Genomic DNA, 18,818 nt, shown 5'->3' on the forward strand with positions numbered 1-18,818 from the left:
TCCTCCGTCCTTCGTTTCGGTGCATGACGGGGCTTGTCTTTCGCTGGCCGTCGACTTGGAGCAGCCGCGCGTGCTGACAGGCGGAGACGATGGACGGCTGGTGCGCACCGATACCGACGGCGAGACCACCGAGATTGCAGCCATGGCGGGGCGATGGGTCGAGCCGATTGCCGTCAGCGGGGTATCCGGACTATGCGCTGCGGTCTTCGGCAAGACCGTCTCCCTGTTCGCGCAAGATGGAAGCGCGGTGGGAACGTTCGATCATGCCAACACGGTCGGCGGCCTGGCATTCGACCCGAAGGGACGACGGATCGCCGCCGCGCACTATGGCGGAATCAGCCTCTGGAGGGCGAACCCCAGCACGCAGGATCCGCAACGGCTCAGCTGGGCGGGCTCGCACCTCAGCCTGACCTGGAGCCCGGACGGGAAATACATCGTCAGCGCAATGCAGGAGAACGAGCTGCATGGTTGGCGGGTCTCCGACGGCGCTGATATGCGGATGTCTGGCTACCCGACGAAGGTCAAGTCGATGAGCTGGCTGCCGAAGGGACAGTATCTGGCGACCGGTGGAGCGGAGTCCGTCGTTTGTTGGCCTTTCCAGGGCAAGGACGGCCCCATGGGTAAGGCGCCACTCGACCTCGGGTGGGGCTTCGACGGTGCGGTGACGGTGGTGGCCGCCCACCCCCAGCACAACGTGGTCGCCGCCGGATACGAGGACGGTGCCACCATCCTCGTGCAAATCGACCGCGCGCGCCCAGCTCTGGTGAAGCGACCCGGCAACGGCGCTGTGACCGCGCTCGCCTGGTCGGCGGATGGACAGCACCTCGCACTCGGTACCGAGAGCGGCTTTGTCGGTCGAATCAGCGTTGCCGACTGGCGGGCTCCATCTTGAGCGCGAACCGGGCGCGACCACGGGCTGGCCTTCATCGCGCCGCAGGGGCCCGGTACCGAGTCGGAGGCGTCCGCGCAGGATGTCGCCCGTCTGGTCCAGCAGGGCTGGGGCCGACGCGGCCTTGGCAGGCCATGGCCGACTATCGCCTAATACCCATTGCGATCACCGGTGGGGCCGATGTTGCTCGGCGCTAAGCCAGGGAGTCCGCATGACCGACGCTGCCGCGTCCGTCTTGACGAATGGGGTGCCGCCGTCTCGTGTATCCGTTTCCCCACTGGGTCCATGAAAACCTATCCGAGAATTTTCTCGCAATGGGTGGTCCAAGTTCCGGGGAGCAGGCCAAACCCGCTTAGCACTAACATTGCGAGTGGACCAATCGATCGGGGCTGACTAGCGGTCCCGAACACGACAGCAGGTACTCGATCCGAAACCCTGTACCGCGAGAGAGCGAGGCAGGAATTGCGGTGTCACGTGCCAGATATCTGTCTGACCGACACCGCGATGCCTGACCGATCCCCATGACATAATCCTTCCAATACACAACGACACAGGTAGCTAGCCAGGTCATCCAATCCCTCTCCTGGGCACCCCCGAACAGTCAGCATCGGAAGCGCCATCCCGTCAATGGTGGTGCGGGACTTCGACCTCTCCGGCGGCATCGGCTTCCAGATCGTCCGGGAGCGGCGGCATTGGCTCTCCCGCCAGTGCCAGCTCGACACCACTGTGCACTTGCACGGACAGGCCGGTCGGTGGCTCCGCTTGATCGTGTTCCGCAAACGTCCAGGTCAGGATCCAGGCGTGCGCGTCCGGAAATACCGTGCGTGCACAGAGCACGTGGTCTCCAAAGCGGGCCAGTGCCCGCAGGTCAGGGACAGCGAATGCAAACGGCGCGCGACCTCGCATCAGCGCGTCGGCATGGTCCAGCGACAGCAGGAGAACCTTGAGCTGGTCGGTGGCGATCAGGTCGGCGAGGCGCTGCACCGTCCGCGCCCGGGCGACCCGCGCGCTGGCTTCCGGCAGGTGCTCCTCGAGGAACGCCTGGATTCGCTTGGCCTTGGGATAGCTCTCGGCGTCTGCCCGCGACGCGCCGATCACGAGGTGGCGCTGGCGGTAGACCTGCCACTGCCGGTAGGGAGTGTGGGCCCTCGCCGGGACGGCCCCGAGGACGCCGGCGAGAAAGGCTCCGAGGAGCGCCCGTCGGGTGGCGCGCGCTCCTCGGGAGCAAACGGTCTCAGTTCCTGTACTTGTCGAAGACGTCAAGGTTCAGGACCGCGGTGACCACGTAGTTCGGCACGTCGACGACCTGCCCGACTCGGAGGTCGACCGCGACGCTAGCCAGAATGTAGGCCTGTTCGCGCGTCATCCCGTGCTCGGCTTGGATGTAGTCGATCATCTGGATCAGCGCGTGCCGCGCGGCGAGGGTGAGGTCCTCGCTCAGGTTCTCGAGCGCCCCGATCTTCTCCGATTCGAGGTAGGTCACGTAGATCGGGACCTCGCCGGCCGTCTTGAGCGGCAGGCCGATCGTCTGGTGGAACCGGGTCGGCTCGATGTCGCGGATCTCGTCGTTGCCGGAGACCTGCGGTGCCACCATGCCGGCGGCCCCACCTTCGATGATGCTGGTCCGGACCGTCACCACGGCGCCGATCTCGATCGCCGTGCCGGAGACCTCGCCGTCGCCCTGGGCGTAGTGCACGTCACCGATGAACAGGCCGCAGCCGTCCACGTAGCAGGGGAAGATCATCGTCGTGCCGACCTGCGTCTGCTGGACGTCCATGTTGCCGCCGTTCTCGCGGGGCGGGATGGTCCGGAGACAGTCGCCGCTGTGGCTTCCCTCCGGTCCGCACACCGCGGCCGGCAGGCCGCCGATGGGCTGGGGTGCGAGCGCGATGCCGCCGGCCTCGGCGAGCGCCGCCTCGCGGGCCTTCCAGGCCTGGACCTCGGGCTCGCCCGGCAGCACGCCAATCGAGCCGGGGAACGCCTCGTAGGGCACCGTGATGCCCGGCATCTGGTCGGACACCGCGCCCCGCGGGGTGAGCTTCCAGTTCACGATGTAGGACTCGGTGTAAAGGTCGCGCAGGAACCCGAAACCGGGGACGATCAGCGTGTAGCCGTACTGGTCGGGGTCGATCGCCAGCAGCTCCACCGCGAGAGCGTCGCCCCGCTTGGCCCCGTTGATGTGCACGGGTCCGGTCATCGGGTGCACGAGGTTGAGGTCGAGCGCGGCCATGTCGTCGGCGATCGAGTCCAGGGTCAGGTCGGAATCGAGCGCGTCACGGGTGCCCATCGTGATGATGTCGCCCGGGTTCGCATGGGCCACCGGCGGGATCGCCGGGTGCAGACGATTCATGCAGCTCGGGTCGTCGGCGCAGTGGTCGCCCTGCTTGGCGATCACGACCTCCGTCGCCCATTGGGAATCGGTGGTGTCGGCTCGGGCCGTGAAGGCGGCGGCGAGCGCGGCGGTAAGGATGAACGGGAGCAAGGCCCGGAATATCGTTGGCAATTCAGCCTCCTCGACGCCGCAAGGGCGGCGCAGTCAGGGTCCCGCAACGCTCAAGGCATGAGGGTGGCCGAACTTTCGCACCCGCATCACGCGGGCCAGACATGCACCCGCCAGGCGCCCAGCGACGGGCCCGGCATACTCGCACCCGACCGTTGCAATGTCAGACATTAGCACAGCCGAGCATGCAATAGTTGACTCAATTGGTCTAAATTACTAAGTGTTGCTTGTCGACCTACCGGACGGGGAGGAGGATCCCATGCTCCGTGTCAGTCGGCTCGCGGACTACGCCGTTCTGCTAGCAGGGCGTATGGCCCGCGAGCCTGCACGCACATTCACCGCTGCCGCGCTGGCCCGGGACATGCATCTCCCGGCGCCCACTGTCACCAAGGTACTGGCGGCGCTCACGCGTGCCGGCCTGGTGGAATCGCAGCGCGGCCCGGGCGGCGGCTACCGCAGTGCGCACGCCGCGCCCGACATCTCGGTCGGTGCCGTGATCGCCGCGATCGACGGCCCCGTTGCGCTCACCATCTGTGCGGAGGGGGGCGACGCCTGTGACCTCATGGAGATCTGTCCGTCCGCGGCCAACTGGCAGCGCATCAACGAGGCAGTCCGTTCCACCCTTGAAGGCATTTCGCTGGAGGAACTGACTGGCGGCGGTGCGGGCTTCCCGCTGCCCGCCGCCCCTGTCGCCGCCGTGCCGGAGATGGCCTCGTGACGCCGCTTAGGGAAACTGTCGAGACGGTCGAGCGCGCATCCGGCGAATACCGCTACGGCTTCGTCACTGACATTGAGACCGAACGGGCGCCGACGGGTCTCAACGAGGAGATCGTTCGTTTCATCTCGGCCAAGAAGGAAGAGCCGGAGTGGCTCCTCGAGTGGCGCCTCAAGGCGTTCCGTATGTGGCTTGGCCTCGAGGACCGCGAGCCCCGCTGGGCCAACGTCCACTTCCCCAAGATCGACTTCCAGGAGGCCTGCTACTACGCCGCGCCGAAGCAGGAGGGTGACGGTCCCGCCAGTCTCGACGAGGTCGATCCCGAACTCCTCCGCACCTACGAGAAGCTTGGCATCCCGCTCAGGGAGCAGGAGGTCCTGGCGGGTGTCGCCGGCGCCGGGAACGTCGCGGTCGACGCCGTGTTCGACAGCGTCTCGGTGGCGACCACCTTCAAGGACAAGCTTGCTGAGATGGGGGTCATCTTCTGCCCGATCTCGGAGGCCGTTCGCGACCATCCGGAGCTGGTCAGGCAATACCTCGGGAGCGTGGTGCCGCAGGGCGACAACTTCTACGCAGCGCTCAACTCCGCCGTTTTCAGCGACGGCTCGTTCGTCTACGTCCCGAAGGGCGTGCAGTGCCCGATGGAGCTCAGCACCTACTTCCGGATCAACGCGCAAGGCACCGGCCAGTTCGAGCGCACGCTGATCATCGCCGATGAGGGGAGCCGGGTCTCCTACCTCGAGGGGTGCACGGCGCCGCAGCGCGACGAGAACCAGCTGCACGCGGCCGTCGTCGAGCTCGTGGCGCTGAAGGACGCGGAGATCAAGTACTCGACGGTCCAGAACTGGTACCCGGGCGACGCCGAGGGCAAGGGCGGCATCTACAACTTCGTGACCAAGCGGGGCGCCTGCCGCGGCGCCGATTCGAAGATCTCCTGGACCCAGGTCGAGACCGGCTCGGCGATCACCTGGAAGTACCCAAGCGTGCTCCTGCAGGGGGACCGGTCCGTCGGCGAGTTCTACTCGGTCGCGATCTCGAACCTCCGCCAGCAGGCCGACACCGGCACCAAGATGATTCACCTCGGGCGCGACACCCGGAGCACGATCATCTCGAAGGGGATCTCGGCCGGCCGCGGGCAGCAGACCTACCGGGGCCTGGTGCGGGTCCAGCCGAAGGCCGGCGGCGCCCGCAACTTCACGCAGTGCGATTCGCTCCTGATCGGCGATACCTGCGGCGGCCACACCGTGCCCTATATCGACGTGCGGCACCCCGGCGCTGAGGTTGCGCACGAGGCCACGACGTCGCGGATCAGCGACGCACAGCTCTTCTACTGTCGCCAGCGCGGGCTCGACCCCGAGGAGGCGGTGTCCATGATCGTGAACGGCTTCTGCCGCGACGTGCTCCAGCAGCTTCCCATGGAGTTCGCGGTGGAGGCGCAGAAACTGCTCGGCATCAGCCTGGAGGGCGCCGTCGGATGAGCGAACCACTTCTCTCGATTCGCAACCTTCGGGCCAGTGTCGACGACAAGGAGGTGCTGAAGGGCATCGACCTGACCGTCGCGGCCGGCGAGGTCGCCGCCATCATGGGGCCGAACGGGTCGGGCAAGTCGACCCTGTCGAACGTGCTGGCGGGCCGGGACGGCTACGAGGTCACCGACGGCGAGGTGCGCTACGACGGGCAGGACCTCCTCGCGATGCAGCCCGAGGAGCGCGCAGCCACCGGCGTGTTCATGGCGTTCCAGTACCCGGTCGAGATCCCGGGCGTCGTCAATGCCACCTTCACCCGCACCGCGCTCAATGCCCAGCGCAAGGCGCGGGGCGAATCCGCGATCGATGCGATCGATTTCCTGAAGCGCGCCCGCGCGACCCTGGGCCGGCTCGAGATGAACGAGGACTTTCTCCGGCGCGACGTCAACGCCGGCTTCTCGGGCGGGGAAAAGAAGCGGAACGAGATTTTCCAGATGGCCATGCTGGAGCCCCGGCTCGCAATCCTCGACGAGACGGATTCCGGCCTCGACATCGACGCCCTCCGGATCGTGGCGACGGGGGTCAACGCCATGCGCAACCCCGAGCGCACCCTGGTCGTCATCACGCACTACCAGCGGCTGCTCGAGTACGTCGTGCCGGATTCGGTGCACGTCCTGGCCGACGGGCGGATCGCCCGCTCGGGTGACCGCGAACTCGCATTGGAACTGGAACGGGCCGGCTATGCGGCCTTCCAGCCGGCCTGACACCATGACCGACGCATGGCTGGCAGGACAGCGAACGGCGTTTGCCGCCTGCCGTGACGCGCTGCCCGGCTCAGGCACACCCTGGGTCGACGCACTTCGTGCCGAGGCCTTCCGCCAGTTCGAGGAAGACGGCCCGCCGACTGCGAGGATCGAGGAATGGCGGTCCGGGCCGACGGCGGCCCTCACCGGCCAGATCTTTGCGCCCGCGGCGCCGGACGGCGCGCGAGCGGCAGCGGTGCCGGCGCCGTCCCTCGAGGGTCCGCGTCATCGGCTGGTGTTCGTGGACGGCCGGTTCAGCCTCGATCATTCCGATGCGGGTGAGCCGCCGAAGGGGGTTCGTCTCACCACGCTGGGCGCACTGCTGGCGGAGAATCCGCAGGCGGCCCGCGACCTCATCGGCGACCCCGACGCGTTCGCCGAGGAGCGGCTGTCGCACATCACCGACCGCCGCCCCCAGGCACTGGTGGCGCTGAACACGGCGCTCGCGTCCGACGGGGCCGTCCTGCTGATCGATGACGGTGTCGCGCTTGCCCATCCGCTCGAGGTCGTGCACGTCGCCCGCGACACCGAGGAACCGCGAGCCCATCACCTTCGCACCCTGATTGCGCTTGGCGCCGGTGCCCGGGCGCACGTGGTCGAGGTTCATGCGGGCGGGAGCGCCAGCGTCTGGACCAACCACGTCACCGACATCGCGATCGGCGCCGGCGCGCGCCTCGAGCACGTCCGGGCCGACGCGGGATCCGCGACCGCCGTGCACGTCAACGTTGCCCACGCCCGCCTGCGGGCCGGCGCCGCCTATGCCGGATTCGTGCTGGCCGCAACCGATGGCGCCGTCCGGACCGAGACGCGTCTTGCGCTCGAGGAGCCGGGCGCCGACGGGGAGGTCAACGGCGTCTGCCTGGCAAGGGAGTCAGGCCACATCGACGCGTTGACCCGCCTCGATCACCACGCCTGCGAGGGGGCGAGCCGGCAGCTCTGGCGGGGCATCTTCGCCGACACGGCACGCGGCGCCTTCCAGGGGCGGATCCGGGTGCTCCCGGATGCCTCGGGCACCAACGCGGCGCTCGACAACCGCAACCTGCTCCTGAGCACCGGCGCCCGTGCCGAAAGCAAGCCGGAGTTGGAGATCCTCACCGACGACGTGGCGTGCAGCCACGCCTCCGCGACCGGCGAACTCGACGCCGACGCGCTGTTCTACCTCCGCTCCCGCGGCCTGTCCGAGCAGCTGGCGCGGGCCCTGCTGATGGAGGCCTTCGCCGGCGCCGTGGCCGACCGCATCGCCCACGAGGGGATGCGCGAGTTCATCCGGCGCCTGGTCGACGACCAACTGCACGCACTGGGGAGTGCCGCATCATGAACGCGCCCGCGGGCCAGAACCCCGAAATCCTCGCCGCACGGGACGATTTCCCATTGCTGGCGCGCCCGATGCACGGCCGCCCGCTCGCGTTCCTCGACAGCGCCGCGAGCGCCCAGAAGCCCCGCGCGGTGCTGGACGGACTCCGGGACTTCTACGAGTCCGAGTACGCCAACGTGCACCGGGGGGTCTACCTGCTCTCGGCGCAGGCGACCGACCGGTATGAGGCCGCGCGCGAGACCGTGCGCCATTTCCTCAACGCCGGCCGGCCCGAGGAGATCGTGTTCACCCGGGGTGCGACCGAGGCGATCAACCTGGTGGCCGAGACGCTCGGCCGGAGCGGCCGCCTCGAGCCGGACGACGAGATCGTGCTCACGGTGCTCGAACACCACTCCAACATCGTGCCGTGGCAACTGATGCGCGATGCGACCGGCGTGCGAATTCGCGCGGCTGCCGCCGACCAGGACGGGAACGTTGACGTCGAGGCGGTCTTCCGGGAGGTGACCGACCGGACCCGGCTCATCGCGTTTTCGCACGTCTCCAACACCACCGGCACCGTGCTCCCGGCCCGCGAGATCTGCCACCGTGCCCGTGAACGGGGAATCCTCACGCTGATCGACGGCTGCCAGGCCGTCCCGCACGCGGCCGTCGACGTGCAGGACCTCGCCTGCGACTTCTACACGTTCTCGGGCCACAAGCTCTACGGGCCTTCCGGGATCGGCGCACTCTACGGACGGCTCGACCTGCTGACGTCCCTGCCGCCCTGGCAGGGCGGCGGTTCCATGATCGAGGAAGTGACGTTCGAGCGGACGACGTATGCACCGCCGCCGGCGCGCTACGAGGCCGGCACACCGAACATCGCAGGTGCGGTCGGGCTGGCCGCCGCCATCGACTACGTGCAGCGTTTCGGGAGCGAGAACATCCAGCGCCACGAGAGTGCCGTGCTGAAGTACGGGGTCGACCGCCTGCAGGCATTCGACAGCGTGCGCCTGATCGGCACGCCCCGCCATCGAGCCGGTTCGATTTCGTTCGTGATGGATGACGTGCACCCCCACGACGTGGGGACCGTGCTCGACCGGGAAGGGGTTGCCGTCCGGGTCGGGCATCACTGCGCACAGCCCGCGATGCGCCACTTCGACGTGCCCGCGACCATTCGTGCCTCGCTCGGCATCTACACGCACGCTTCGGACTTCGACGCCCTGGTCGAAGGTCTCGGCAAGGCAAAGGAGCTGTTCCAGTTGTGATCGACCTTCGCGACCTCTACCAGGAAGTCATCCTCGACCACAGCCGAAACCCGCGGAACGCCGGGCGGCTGGCGGAGCCGAGCGGCACAGCCAAGGGACACAATCCCCTCTGCGGCGACTTGATCACGCTTGATGTCCTGGTCGAGGACGGAGTGGTCCGCGACGTGTCGTTCGACGCCCGGGGGTGCGCGATCTCCGTGGCCACGGCCTCCATCATGTCGGACATGCTGAAAGGCAAGACCCTCGAGGAGACGCACGACCTCTTCCGCCGGTTCCAGGAGATGCTGACCGGTCCGGATGCCGAGGCCGAGGGTCTCGACAAGCTCGAGGTGCTGGCCGGCGTGCGCGAGTTTCCCATGCGGGTGAAGTGCGCCACGCTGCCGTTCCATACGTTGCGTGCTGCGCTTGACAACGAGCCGGGAACGGTCCAGACGGAATAGCCATGACCGATTTCGACCCGCCGCCACAGCCCGGCACCGTCACTCCTGACGAACACGCGGAGGCGCTTCGACCGGCTGTCGTGGCCGCCATAGGTACCGTTTACGACCCGGAGATTCCGGTCAGCATCTGGGAACTCGGGCTCGTGTACGACATCGCCATCCGGAACGGCCGCGACGTCGATGTCACGATGACGCTGACGACGCCGCACTGTCCGGAAGCCCAGTACATTCCGGGGCGCGTCGAGGAGGCCGTTCGGGAAGTCTCGGGCGTGGGTGACGTGAGGGTTGATATCGTCTGGGAACCGCCGTGGACGCCCGACCGGATGAGCGAGGCCGCGCGCCTTGAGCTAGGCTATTTCTAGAGGGACCGTGATGACCAACGCGCCGAAGCTCCTGACACTGACCGACGTCGCCGCCGAGCGGGCCCGGGCCATGATTGCCGCCCGGGGAGCGGCCACGCAGGGGCTCCGCATCGCCCTCAAGACCGGCGGCTGCTCCGGCATGGCCTACGACGTCGAGTACGCGGACGAGGCGCGCCCGACCGACGAGGTGGTCGAGGACCGAGGGATCAAGGTGTTCATCGATCCCGCAGCGGTACTGTTTCTTGCCGGCAGCCGGATCGGCTGGGAAGAAAGCATCCTGCAGTCGCGGTTCACGTTCGAGAATCCGAACGAGGTTGCTCGGTGCGGGTGCGGCGAATCGGTGTCCTTTGGAGGTCTTGGCGGGCAAGGCTGAGGCCGCGTTCCGCTGTCCCGGTTTGGTCTTTCGACGGTTGCAGGCGCACATAGCGTAGCGCCCGGCGGCAGGCATCAGCGCGGGGCGATGATCTCCCCTACAAAGCGCTCCCTCCCGACAGGGCGTTCGGGTGCAGCGGTCCGTTGGCGGTTCCACGACCTTGGTCTCGATCGAAGCCTCGTGGCGGAGCCCATCACCGGAGGATTGCCAACGGTGTGGCGCCGCTGCGCCGGTGAGGATGTATCCGTTTGGGTTGCGCTGATTTCTCCAGTGGACAGGAGTGTCTGCAGCACGACGCTCGGTGCGGCCTGAAGCAATAGTTCCGGGCGCGGTTGCGGGTCCGGGAGAACTGCCCCCAAGCCAACCGCCCACACCGTGGCTCGTGTTGCGGCGCTTGACGGAAAGCCCGTAATTATGGGAATATGTGCTCATGAAGACCACGGTAGAGCTTCCCGACGCCATGTTCCGGCGGGCAAAGGCCTATGCAGCCGTTAACGGCATAAGTTTGAAGCAGTTCTTTAGCGAAGCACTCGAGGAGAAGCTTCGAAGGTGTGTGGATGAGCCGACCGCCGGCCAGGTGGTTCCACCTTGGATGGCAGGCTTTGGCGGGCTCGCCGACCTTTCGGATGAGAACCGTCGGATCATGCGCCTTATCGACGAGGAATTTGAAAAAATCGGTCCCGAAGACGCGGCGTGATCATCGACACCAATGCGTTATCGGCGTGGGCGGAAGGCACGCGGGCCGTCGAACCAGTCCTGTTCTCCGCTGGTCGGCTGGTGGTGCCGACTGTCGTACTGGGCGAATACTGCTTCGGAATTTGGCAATCCCGTCACCGCGGTCGCTACGAGGAATGGCTGGGCCAGAACCTGCCGCTGGTGGAAGTTGCCTCTATCTCTGCGGTGACGGCCCATTGTTATGCGGAAATTCGCTTGCAACTGAAGCGAAAGGGAACTCCCATTGCTTCGAACGATGCTTGGATCAGCGCCCTAGCCAGGCAGCTTCGCCTTCCCATCCTGAGCAACGACACCCACTTCGATTTCGTGGACGGAATCGAGCGCGTCGCGTTCTAGGAGAAGTAACGCTACTTCGACCTCTCCGCCTGTTCGAAGCCGAATTGGGGGACGGCTATCATCAGGCTTCGACCTTGGTCCGGGGATGGCGAACGTGGTCAAGCCGCTCCAACATCTGATCGCGCCGTTGCTCTTCGGGCTCATCTTCCTGCCGGCCGCAGCTTCTGCGCAGGGAGTCGAGAGCGGAGGCGGGGATCCGCTTAGCCGGGAGCTGATACCGGCGCCCGTGCTGTCCCCGGAAGATGTGGTCCGCATTCAGCTCGAAGCGCTGCGCCACAACGACGAGCGCAATCGCGGCATTGAGGTCGCTTTTCGCTTCGCCTCTCCGGCCAACCGCGTTCACACCGGGCCGCTGCCGCGCTTCATCGGCATGATCCGCAACGGCCCCTATGCCCTCATGCTGGACTTTCGGGCAGTGAGCTACGGCCCGGTGGAGTCGAACGGCACGCAGGCGCGGCAGCGGGTCATTCTCACGGACGCGACAACGAGCGTCATCTATTGGTTCTACCTTTCCCGCCAGTCCAAATACCCCTACGCGGACTGCTGGATGACCGACGCGGTGTTCATTGAACCCTCGGAGGGGCAGGCGGCATAAACACGGCCACCTTCTGCAGGTCCCGGCCTGTCCGCGTCCGGCGAGCAGACCGGCAGGCCGCGGGGGCCGACCGCAAAGCGCGGATCTGTCGAGGCGCTACAGGCGAAGGCGGAAGTCGTTCTCGCCTGACTCGTCGATACCGCGGACGAGGAATACCGTGCGCTTCGTGTGGTCGGACACGCCCTTTTCCTCGCTGAGGCGGCGTGCGAAGTCCCGATCGAAGACCGTGCTTGTCGGCATGTAGCGGAGCGTCATGCCTCGGCGCGGGTGCTCTGACCGGTTGGCGAGGGAGCCGTGCGTCAAGTAGACGTCATGCAGCGAGATCTGACCAGCCTTGAGCTCCAGGCCCACCGCTTCAGAGAGGTCAATCTCGTCGTTGTCGATCTCTTGATGCAGGGTCAGCTCGGGGTTGGCATTCGTGTGGTGGGAGCGAAGCTTCCTCGCCTTGTGGCTGCCCCGGATGACCTGAAGGCAGCCGTTCTCGGAGCTCGCAGCGTCCACGGCGATCCATACCGTGCACGTCGCCATTGGTCGGAGCGGCCAGTACTCGCCGTCCTGATGCCACGGCGTCTCGTAGCCGTCCCGCGCCGGCTTGGCAAAGAAGCTCGAGTTCCAGAGCGCGATATTCGGACCCAACACCTGTTCGACCATGTCGAGGATGTCGGGAATTCTTGCGTAATTCAGGAAGGCGAGATCGTAGGCCAGCAATGTCGGGCAGTAGTTTCGGAACTCCGGGTGGCGGGCAACCAGACGTTCGTGATGACCGCGAATGTCGGCAAGATCCGATTCGGGCAGTCGGTAGTCGGGAATCACGTAACCGTCTTCGTGGTATTGCCCGATTTGCTCGGCAGTCAGCATCGCACGTCCTCGTCCAGGGCCTCCGGGAAGTGGCCGAAAATTGTCTCATTTGCCGGGCTCCGATGCAATTTCGCCCGAGGCCCATGCGGAGCACCGATGAAATGCCGGTGGGTGGCACAGTTCCGTGCGCCGGAAGCACCCGGACGCTTCTCTCGGAAAGTTGCGAACGGAATACTTATGGTTGCGGCGCGCTGTATCGCATAGGACAATGCCGCCAATTCGGAGATTCTGCTCCGATCCCGGCGGCACCGGCCACTCGGTCGCGCCCAGTTGTTCGGCGATGTGCCGCCGGAATACCGACCGCGCCGTTGGCCTACCGCTCTCGACGCCGGATCGCATTCGTCCCTCGCCACGTCGGCTGATCGGCGTTTCAGTTACATTGACGCTCCCCCGACAAGGCGTGCAGCCGTTGGAAAGTCAGTCATGCAACTAAAGCGATACAGTGACTATTCGTTGAGGGCTCTGATCTACCTCGGGCTCAACCCTCACCGGCGCTGCACGATTCACGAGATTGCCACTGCGTACGGTATTTCCGTAAACCACCTCACGAAGCTGACGCATCGTCTGGGGCAGCATGGTTTCATTGCGACGTCGCGCGGCAGAAAGGGCGGCTTGGAGCTCGCCATGCCGGCCAGCGAGATCAGCCTCGGCGACGTGTTCAGGGTGACCGAGGGTGACGTCCACCTGGTCGAATGCTTCCGCGGCGAAGAGAACAACACGTGTCCGATCGCGGGGCCGTGCGTGCTGACCAACGTGCTGGAGTCTGCCCTCGCGGCCTTCATCAACGTGCTGGACCGGCACACGCTGGCAGACCTGCTGGCCCCGTCACAGGCATTGCAGGCCATCTTCGCCGCAAGGCAGGACGAGGGCGCGGTTCGGCCGCTGGCCACGGGCAGCAGCGCCACCGCCTAGTGGGATGAAAGCCGGGGCTCCCCGCCGCTTTCAGGAGCCGGGAACGCCGGGGCCTACGATTCCAGCAGCACGCGGAAACCGAAGTTTCCCGGCATGGGTTTCACTGAGCAGCCGCCGGAGCCGATTTCCCGAAGAAACGTCTGCATGAAGCTCTGGTGTTCTCCCTGCAGGATCCGGATTCCGCAGTTCTCCCTGAACACGCTCCCGCCTTCCTGCGCGTACGTCCGGTGCCAGCAGGAGTCGGTCCATTCCCACACGTTGCCCCTGATACCGAAGATACCGAAGGCATTGCCGTCGTCGGACCCGACCGGACTGGTCTTGCGGGTCGGCCTGGGGACGAGTGCGTAGTCCGAGGCCCAGGCCAGACGCTTGTCCGTGAACAGCTGCGGTTGCTCGAACGGTTCATCGGATCCGGCGCGAGCCGCGTACTCCCACTCGTGCTCCGTCGGCAGCCGGTAGGGGTCACCCGTCGCATCGGAAAGCCAACGGACGTACTGCGCGATGTCGTCCCAGCTCACGTTGATCACCGGCCGGTCCCCGCGCCCCCAGCCGTTGTCGTCCGGACGATGGGCGCAGGCGCCAGCTTGGTGGCAGTAGTCCCATTGGGCGAACGTCACCTCGAATTTCCCGATGTAGAACGGCCGCTCGAACACGACGCGTGGCGGGTCGCCGCTCCGCTCGGCAACCGGAGCGGCGTCGGCAGTCGCCATTGCCATCTGCCCGGCCGGGACCCTGACCAGCTCGGGCAGGAACTCGTCGGGAATCGGCGGGGCCGGCGAACGGAGCGCGGCGAACACGCCCACGGACACCGCCACCAGGACCACGGGCACCGCCACGACGCCGAGGCCCAGCCAGCCGACGCGAAGTTTGGACATCCTGCGATTCATGAGGACCTGCTGCTGGGCACCTCCCGGAGCAAGGGGCCGGCGGTCGGCCGCTCCCGGGGACGCGGGAGCGGCACAAGCGCCGTGAAAGCCTACGCGGCGATCGGGCCCGGGGCCTGGACCTGCGTCATCAGGTCATCGTTCCACTCGCCTTCGACGACCACGGTCGCCAGGGCCCCCAGCTCAACCGCCTCGATCAGGTTGTGGGAGAGGTAGACGTACACGCCCGGCTGCAGGAACTTGTACAGCGCCGCGCCGGCCGAACCGCCCCGGATGAACCAAGTCTCAAGGCCTTCCGCCGGCGGGTCGGCAAACGAACCCTGTTCCCAGACGTAGTCGCCGTGGCCGCCGATCAGGTGGGGCCGGGAATCCCGGTTGGCCTGCGAGTGGATGAAGAGCACGGACTCACCGACGTTGGCCGTCATGGTGTTGTCGCCCGTGAGCCCGCCCACGCGGCCGTTCATCACGACGTGGGTCGGGGTCGGCGTCCGCATGACCTCGAGAGTCTCGGCCATCGCGTCAGCGTGCGATTCGAACGACTTGAAGTTGCCGTCGGCGTCGCGCGGTACGTAGAAGTCCTGCTCGCCGACGTAGTAGGCCTTGTCGTAGTGCAGCGCGTTCCCGTGCCGGTCCTTGAGACCGTCCCTCGGCAGCACCATGACCGCGCCGTTCATGCCGGACACCACGTGGTACGGGATCATCTGCCCGCCAGGCGCGCAGTGGTAGATGTAGGTCCCGGCCTTGGTCGCCTTCCAGCGGAGCACGACCTGTTCGCCCGGTTGCACGAGCGTGAGACCGCCGCCGCCCAGCGCCCCCGTCGACGCATGGAAATCGATGTTGTGGGCGAAGATGTTCTCTTCGGGATTCTTCAGCGTGAGTTCGATGTAGTCGCCCTCATGGCAGACCATCAGGGGGCCCGGAATGGAACCGTTGAATGAGAGCGCGTTGATGACGGTGCCGTTGTCGTCGATCTCCCGCTGGTCCTCGACGGCCGTGAGTTCGACCTCGATGATCTTGGGGCCGCCGGATGCTACAAGCTCGTGGGCGGGCGCATGCGGCGGGGCGAGGAGTTCCTGTTTCACCCGCGGCAGGTCGTCCATTTCAGCAGCGGCGGCCGTGTTGGTTGCCACGGGCACCACCATCGCGTTGACGCCGGACGCGGCGCCAAGTGCACCCCCGCCAGCCCAGAGCAGCTGACGTCTGTTCATGTCGAGCATGGCTGATTCCTCCTTTTGTCTGTTGCCTCATCGCCAGGATTCGACGCGGCCCAAACGCGGATCAGCTATGTCACTAGTGGCTTCGACTCCTCGCAGAGACAATCAGCAGCAAGCACATTAAGTTGTATTTTAGATGCATCTTTAAGGACATCAAGCACGTTCGGAGCCGGCGCCCCGGATGGCGGCCGGCCTTGCCACACGTGACGAATCGGCCGCGAGCCCCGGCGCTGTTATCGGCGGCGGATCGTCCGGGCGCTGTTGCGTCCGGCAGTTCATCGCTTGCGCTCATTCCCGCGCAGGTGGTGGGCTCGGTCAGGCGGGGCCCGTGCATGGCGGGTTCAAGAGCACGGGATCCCGTGGCCGCGCGGTGCTCAACGCTGCCCTGCCGTGAACCCGCGCTGTGTCCCCTGGCTTGCCGATGACGGAGCCATCTGGACGTGGAGCAGCCCCGATTCGGGCCGGGTCAGTGACGGCGAGTGCTGCGGCTGCAGGCGGTCGCGTCAGGGTAACGGGAGCGCCAGCGACGGGGTCAGGCGTCCCAGAACCGCACGCGCGTCGTAAGCGTCGGGGTCGCCTGCCGGCTTGGCGCCCCTTCGCATGACGATGTTGGCGTAGGACGCGTATCGGTCGGATGGCCGGGCTCGGGCCGTGGCGAAGCCGGCAAAGGGATCGCCGTAGGAATCGTACCAGCCGAACCCCACGTAGCCGGTCAGGGGGACCGTCGAAAAGTAGGTGGTCTTGCGCTCCGTGTCCCAATGCGCGACCACGAAATGGTCGAAGCCGCGCGTCACGGTGATCTCGGCAGCGCGGTAGAGCAGGTAGTTCTCGACCGTTTCACGCGATGTCAAGCGGTTGCCGCTGAAGGAGATGCGGAAACGATTCGCCTCAAGCGCCTGCTCGGCGTAGCCGTAGCCATCCGCGGCCGGCTGGTACGGCGTCGGTGTACCGCAGGCGACGAGTCCGAGTGTCGCCACGATGACCGTCGCCATCATCATGCGCTGCGTCGGTCCGTTCATCACTGCCAATTGCTCGCAATTCCAGTTTGCAATATGGGGCCCCGGCGATGGCGCGGCAATGTCGGGCAGTGCGTGCTCGCCCGGGCTGCGCGCGCAACTGCGGGAGGTGCCTCAGGTTCGATCAGATAGACTCATAGGTCGGGAAGGGCTTCATTGGGGGACACGATGGACCGCTTCAACGCAATCATCGATTCGGTCAATGCATTCGCCTGGGGGCCGCCCATGCTGGGCATCCTTGGCGTCACCGGCGTCCTGCTGACGTTGGGGCTGGTGTTCATGCCGTGGCGAAAGGTGGGCTACGGCTTCAGGCTCCTATTCGACAAGAGCTCCGCCGTCGGCGAAGGCGAGGTCAAGCCGTTCAACGCGCTGATGACGGCGCTGTCGGCAACGGTCGGGACCGGGAATATCGCCGGTGTGGCGACCGCCATCGCGCTCGGCGGACCGGGCGCCATCTTCTACATGTGGCTCATCGCCCTGTTCGGAATGGCAACCAAGTACGCGGAAGCGGTGTGCGCGGTTACCTACCGCGAGGTGGACAAATCCGGGAAGTACGTCGGCGGACCGATGTACTACCTGCGGAATGGTGTCGGCGAGTTCGCCCCTGAGCTCGGCAAGTGGCTGGGGCTGGCGTTCGCGATCTTCGGTGCGGTGGCGGCGTTCGGCATCGGCAACGCGGTTCAGGTCAACTCCATGGCCGCGGCCTTGGTCAACAGCTTCGGCGTGCCCACCTGGCTGACCGGTGTCATCGTCGCGGCCCTCGTAGGCGTGGTCGTGATCGGCGGCATCCGCCGGATCGGGGAGGTCGCCGGCAAGCTGGTGCCGACCATGATCGTGCTCTACCTCGGCGCCGCGGTGCTGATCATTGCCATCAATATCACCAGCGTGCCAGACGCAATCGGCCTGATCTTTACCCACGCCTTCACGCCGGCGGCGGCGACCGGTGGATTCGCCGGAGCGGCGGTGGCCGCGGCGGTCCGTTTCGGGGTGGCCCGCGGAGTGTTCTCCAACGAATCCGGGCTGGGCTCAGCAGCCATTGCGCACGCGGCCGCCCAGACCAACAGCCCGGTGCGTCAGGGGATCATCGCCATGCTAGGGACGTTCATCGACACCCTCGTCGTGTGCACCCTGACGGCCTTGGTGATCCTCACGTCTGGCGCATGGACCATGACGGGGGCGGACGGCGGCGGGCTGACCGGCGCGGTGCTCACGTCGACGGGCTTCCAGACTTCGATTGCCGGCGGCCAGTACATCGTCACCATTGCCTTGGCGGTGTTTGCGTTCACGACCATCCTCGGGTGGTCGTACTACGGCGAGCGGTGCTGGCAGTACATGTTCAGGGAGAAGAGCCTGGTGATCTATCGGGCCCTGTGGGTGCTGGCGGCGCTGACCTTCGCCAACGTCAAGGTCGACCTGGTCTGGAACCTGTCGGACACCCTCAACGGTCTGATGGCGATCCCGAACCTCATCGGATTGCTGCTGCTCGCGCCCATGGTGTTCAAGGTGACCCGCGAGTACTTCGAGTCGATCGGACGGCCTCTCGCCTGATCGCAGTCGGCAAGCCAGGCTGACGCGGGGCCCCTCGGCCGCCGCGCCAGCCTGTATCGAGCGAACGGCCTGACGCCGGAGGGCCCGGCGTCAGGCCGGGCGGATCATGTCGGAGGCGCGACGCGCAGCGTGAACGTCACGGGTCCGTCGTTGGTGAGAGAGACCTGCATGTGGGCGCCGAATCGTCCGGTCTCGACCAGCGGATGCAGCGCCCGCGCCCGGCACACGACATGCTCGAACAGGCGCTTTCCCTCGTCCGGCGGCGCGGCGCCCGAAAAGCTGGGACGCGCGCCCTTCCGGGTGTCGGCGGGGAGCGTGAACTGGGGCACGAGCAGGAGCCCGGCGCTGACGTCGGCGACGCTGAGATTCATCTTGCCGTGATCATCGGGAAACACGCGGTACCCGACCAGACGTTCCACGAGGCGGTCGCCTGTCCGCTCGGTGTCTCCTCGCTCCACGCCAATCAGGACCATCAGACCGGCGCCGATGGCGCCGATGGTGTCCGGCCCGATGTCGACCCTGGCCCTGGAGACGCGCTGGAGCAGCCCGATCATGGGTGCCGGGTGTGGGCGGAACCGCCGCTTCCGCGGTGAACCGCGGCCGCCGGATCCGC

Annotated in this window: 21 protein-coding genes; 14 read left to right on the forward strand and 7 right to left on the reverse strand. The window is 66.5% G+C overall.

Going from position 1 to position 18,818, the window contains the following annotated elements; all coding sequences use genetic code 11:
* On the forward strand, positions 1-892 hold an 892-nt coding region (locus tag OXH60_06450), incomplete at its 5' end, for a WD40 repeat domain-containing protein (GenBank protein MDE0711758.1).
* Between the two features lie 621 nt (positions 893-1,513).
* Here OXH60_06450 and OXH60_06455 read toward each other — a convergent pair.
* Together OXH60_06455 and OXH60_06460 are read right to left on the reverse strand one after the other, a co-directional pair.
* Positions 1,514-2,152, reverse strand: a complete 639-nt coding sequence (locus OXH60_06455) for a hypothetical protein (GenBank protein MDE0711759.1) — start codon at positions 2,150-2,152, stop codon at positions 1,514-1,516.
* Positions 2,124-3,392 (reverse strand): acetamidase/formamidase family protein, encoded by a 1,269-nt coding sequence (locus OXH60_06460; GenBank protein MDE0711760.1) that lies wholly within the window; start codon positions 3,390-3,392, stop codon positions 2,124-2,126. Before OXH60_06460 ends, OXH60_06455 begins: the two co-directional genes overlap by 29 nt.
* A gap of 256 nt (positions 3,393-3,648) precedes the next feature.
* Between OXH60_06460 and OXH60_06465 the strand changes: the two genes are divergently transcribed.
* From OXH60_06465 to OXH60_06515, 11 genes are all read left to right on the forward strand, one after another.
* Complete coding sequence (locus OXH60_06465) at positions 3,649-4,107, forward strand: SUF system Fe-S cluster assembly regulator (GenBank protein MDE0711761.1); 459 nt, start codon at positions 3,649-3,651, stop codon at positions 4,105-4,107.
* Positions 4,104-5,582, forward strand: a complete 1,479-nt coding sequence (gene sufB, locus OXH60_06470) for a Fe-S cluster assembly protein SufB (protein MDE0711762.1) — start codon at positions 4,104-4,106, stop codon at positions 5,580-5,582. The genes OXH60_06465 and sufB overlap by 4 nt, the downstream gene beginning before the upstream one ends.
* A complete protein-coding gene (gene sufC / locus OXH60_06475; GenBank protein MDE0711763.1) occupies positions 5,579-6,334 on the forward strand; it encodes a Fe-S cluster assembly ATPase SufC in 756 nt (251 codons plus the stop codon). The genes sufB and sufC overlap by 4 nt, the downstream gene beginning before the upstream one ends.
* Positions 6,335-6,338: 4 nt before the next feature.
* Positions 6,339-7,691 (forward strand): Fe-S cluster assembly protein SufD, encoded by a 1,353-nt coding sequence (sufD, locus tag OXH60_06480; GenBank protein MDE0711764.1) that lies wholly within the window; start codon positions 6,339-6,341, stop codon positions 7,689-7,691.
* The gene (locus OXH60_06485) at positions 7,688-8,932 is read left to right on the forward strand and encodes a cysteine desulfurase (protein MDE0711765.1); all 1,245 of its coding nucleotides are present in this window, start codon (positions 7,688-7,690) and stop codon (positions 8,930-8,932) included. The genes sufD and OXH60_06485 overlap by 4 nt, the downstream gene beginning before the upstream one ends.
* Complete coding sequence (locus OXH60_06490; GenBank protein ID MDE0711766.1) at positions 8,932-9,372, forward strand: SUF system NifU family Fe-S cluster assembly protein; 441 nt, start codon at positions 8,932-8,934, stop codon at positions 9,370-9,372. Before OXH60_06485 ends, OXH60_06490 begins: the two co-directional genes overlap by 1 nt.
* A gap of 2 nt (positions 9,373-9,374) precedes the next feature.
* Positions 9,375-9,734 (forward strand): iron-sulfur cluster assembly protein, encoded by a 360-nt coding sequence (locus tag OXH60_06495; GenBank protein ID MDE0711767.1) that lies wholly within the window; start codon positions 9,375-9,377, stop codon positions 9,732-9,734.
* 10 nt (positions 9,735-9,744) lie between these two features.
* A complete protein-coding gene (locus tag OXH60_06500) occupies positions 9,745-10,107 on the forward strand; it encodes an iron-sulfur cluster assembly accessory protein (GenBank protein ID MDE0711768.1) in 363 nt (120 codons plus the stop codon).
* Between the two features lie 430 nt (positions 10,108-10,537).
* On the forward strand, positions 10,538-10,804 hold the full coding sequence (locus OXH60_06505) for a hypothetical protein (protein MDE0711769.1): 267 nt from the start codon (positions 10,538-10,540) through the stop codon (positions 10,802-10,804).
* The gene (locus OXH60_06510; GenBank protein MDE0711770.1) at positions 10,801-11,178 is read left to right on the forward strand and encodes a type II toxin-antitoxin system VapC family toxin; all 378 of its coding nucleotides are present in this window, start codon (positions 10,801-10,803) and stop codon (positions 11,176-11,178) included. The genes OXH60_06505 and OXH60_06510 overlap by 4 nt, the downstream gene beginning before the upstream one ends.
* Before the next feature lie 85 nt (positions 11,179-11,263).
* Positions 11,264-11,773, forward strand: a complete 510-nt coding sequence (locus OXH60_06515; GenBank protein MDE0711771.1) for a DUF4864 domain-containing protein — start codon at positions 11,264-11,266, stop codon at positions 11,771-11,773.
* Between the two features lie 96 nt (positions 11,774-11,869).
* Here the strand turns inward: OXH60_06515 and OXH60_06520 are convergent, their stop codons facing one another.
* Positions 11,870-12,631 (reverse strand): phytanoyl-CoA dioxygenase family protein, encoded by a 762-nt coding sequence (locus OXH60_06520; GenBank protein ID MDE0711772.1) that lies wholly within the window; start codon positions 12,629-12,631, stop codon positions 11,870-11,872.
* 423 nt (positions 12,632-13,054) lie between these two features.
* Here OXH60_06520 and OXH60_06525 point away from each other — a divergent pair, with 423 nt between their 5' ends.
* Complete coding sequence (locus tag OXH60_06525) at positions 13,055-13,543, forward strand: Rrf2 family transcriptional regulator (GenBank protein MDE0711773.1); 489 nt, start codon at positions 13,055-13,057, stop codon at positions 13,541-13,543.
* A 53-nt stretch (positions 13,544-13,596) separates the two neighbouring features.
* Here OXH60_06525 and OXH60_06530 read toward each other — a convergent pair whose 3' ends face one another.
* From OXH60_06530 to OXH60_06540, 3 genes are all read right to left on the reverse strand, one after another.
* The gene (locus OXH60_06530) at positions 13,597-14,418 is read right to left on the reverse strand and encodes an SUMF1/EgtB/PvdO family nonheme iron enzyme (protein ID MDE0711774.1); all 822 of its coding nucleotides are present in this window, start codon (positions 14,416-14,418) and stop codon (positions 13,597-13,599) included.
* A 101-nt stretch (positions 14,419-14,519) separates the two neighbouring features.
* The gene (gene nirK / locus OXH60_06535) at positions 14,520-15,644 is read right to left on the reverse strand and encodes a copper-containing nitrite reductase (GenBank protein ID MDE0711775.1); all 1,125 of its coding nucleotides are present in this window, start codon (positions 15,642-15,644) and stop codon (positions 14,520-14,522) included.
* A 500-nt stretch (positions 15,645-16,144) separates the two neighbouring features.
* Entirely contained in the window at positions 16,145-16,660 is a 516-nt protein-coding gene (locus OXH60_06540) for a hypothetical protein (GenBank protein MDE0711776.1), read from the reverse strand.
* 165 nt (positions 16,661-16,825) lie between these two features.
* Here OXH60_06540 and OXH60_06545 point away from each other — a divergent pair, with 165 nt between their 5' ends.
* Complete coding sequence (locus tag OXH60_06545; GenBank protein ID MDE0711777.1) at positions 16,826-18,205, forward strand: sodium:alanine symporter family protein; 1,380 nt, start codon at positions 16,826-16,828, stop codon at positions 18,203-18,205.
* 104 nt (positions 18,206-18,309) lie between these two features.
* Here the strand turns inward: OXH60_06545 and dtd are convergent, their stop codons facing one another.
* Positions 18,310-18,759 (reverse strand): D-aminoacyl-tRNA deacylase, encoded by a 450-nt coding sequence (dtd, locus tag OXH60_06550; GenBank protein MDE0711778.1) that lies wholly within the window; start codon positions 18,757-18,759, stop codon positions 18,310-18,312.
* Between the last annotated feature and the right edge of the window lie 59 nt (positions 18,760-18,818).

The sequence above is a fragment of the Rhodospirillales bacterium genome (genome assembly GCA_028824295.1).
Classification (GTDB): domain Bacteria; phylum Pseudomonadota; class Alphaproteobacteria; order TMED109; family TMED109; genus VXPW01.

What these genes read in the sequence shown, in the direction of transcription:
- nirK (MDE0711775.1), bottom strand. Translation starts at nt 15,644, where the DNA reads ATGCTCGACATGAACAGACGTCAGCTGCTCTGGGCTGGCGGGGGTGCA.
- OXH60_06505 (MDE0711769.1), top strand. Translation starts at nt 10,538, where the DNA reads ATGAAGACCACGGTAGAGCTTCCCGACGCCATGTTCCGGCGGGCAAAG.
- OXH60_06500 (MDE0711768.1), top strand. Translation starts at nt 9,745, where the DNA reads ATGACCAACGCGCCGAAGCTCCTGACACTGACCGACGTCGCCGCCGAG.
- OXH60_06515 (MDE0711771.1), top strand. Translation starts at nt 11,264, where the DNA reads ATGGCGAACGTGGTCAAGCCGCTCCAACATCTGATCGCGCCGTTGCTC.
- sufC (MDE0711763.1), top strand. Translation starts at nt 5,579, where the DNA reads ATGAGCGAACCACTTCTCTCGATTCGCAACCTTCGGGCCAGTGTCGAC.
- OXH60_06530 (MDE0711774.1), bottom strand. Translation starts at nt 14,418, where the DNA reads ATGTCCAAACTTCGCGTCGGCTGGCTGGGCCTCGGCGTCGTGGCGGTG.
- dtd (MDE0711778.1), bottom strand. Translation starts at nt 18,759, where the DNA reads ATGATCGGGCTGCTCCAGCGCGTCTCCAGGGCCAGGGTCGACATCGGG.
- OXH60_06485 (MDE0711765.1), top strand. Translation starts at nt 7,688, where the DNA reads ATGAACGCGCCCGCGGGCCAGAACCCCGAAATCCTCGCCGCACGGGAC.
- OXH60_06465 (MDE0711761.1), top strand. Translation starts at nt 3,649, where the DNA reads ATGCTCCGTGTCAGTCGGCTCGCGGACTACGCCGTTCTGCTAGCAGGG.
- OXH60_06495 (MDE0711767.1), top strand. Translation starts at nt 9,375, where the DNA reads ATGACCGATTTCGACCCGCCGCCACAGCCCGGCACCGTCACTCCTGAC.
- OXH60_06545 (MDE0711777.1), top strand. Translation starts at nt 16,826, where the DNA reads ATGGACCGCTTCAACGCAATCATCGATTCGGTCAATGCATTCGCCTGG.
- sufD (MDE0711764.1), top strand. Translation starts at nt 6,339, where the DNA reads ATGACCGACGCATGGCTGGCAGGACAGCGAACGGCGTTTGCCGCCTGC.
- OXH60_06540 (MDE0711776.1), bottom strand. Translation starts at nt 16,660, where the DNA reads ATGAACGGACCGACGCAGCGCATGATGATGGCGACGGTCATCGTGGCG.
- OXH60_06520 (MDE0711772.1), bottom strand. Translation starts at nt 12,631, where the DNA reads ATGCTGACTGCCGAGCAAATCGGGCAATACCACGAAGACGGTTACGTG.
- OXH60_06525 (MDE0711773.1), top strand. Translation starts at nt 13,055, where the DNA reads ATGCAACTAAAGCGATACAGTGACTATTCGTTGAGGGCTCTGATCTAC.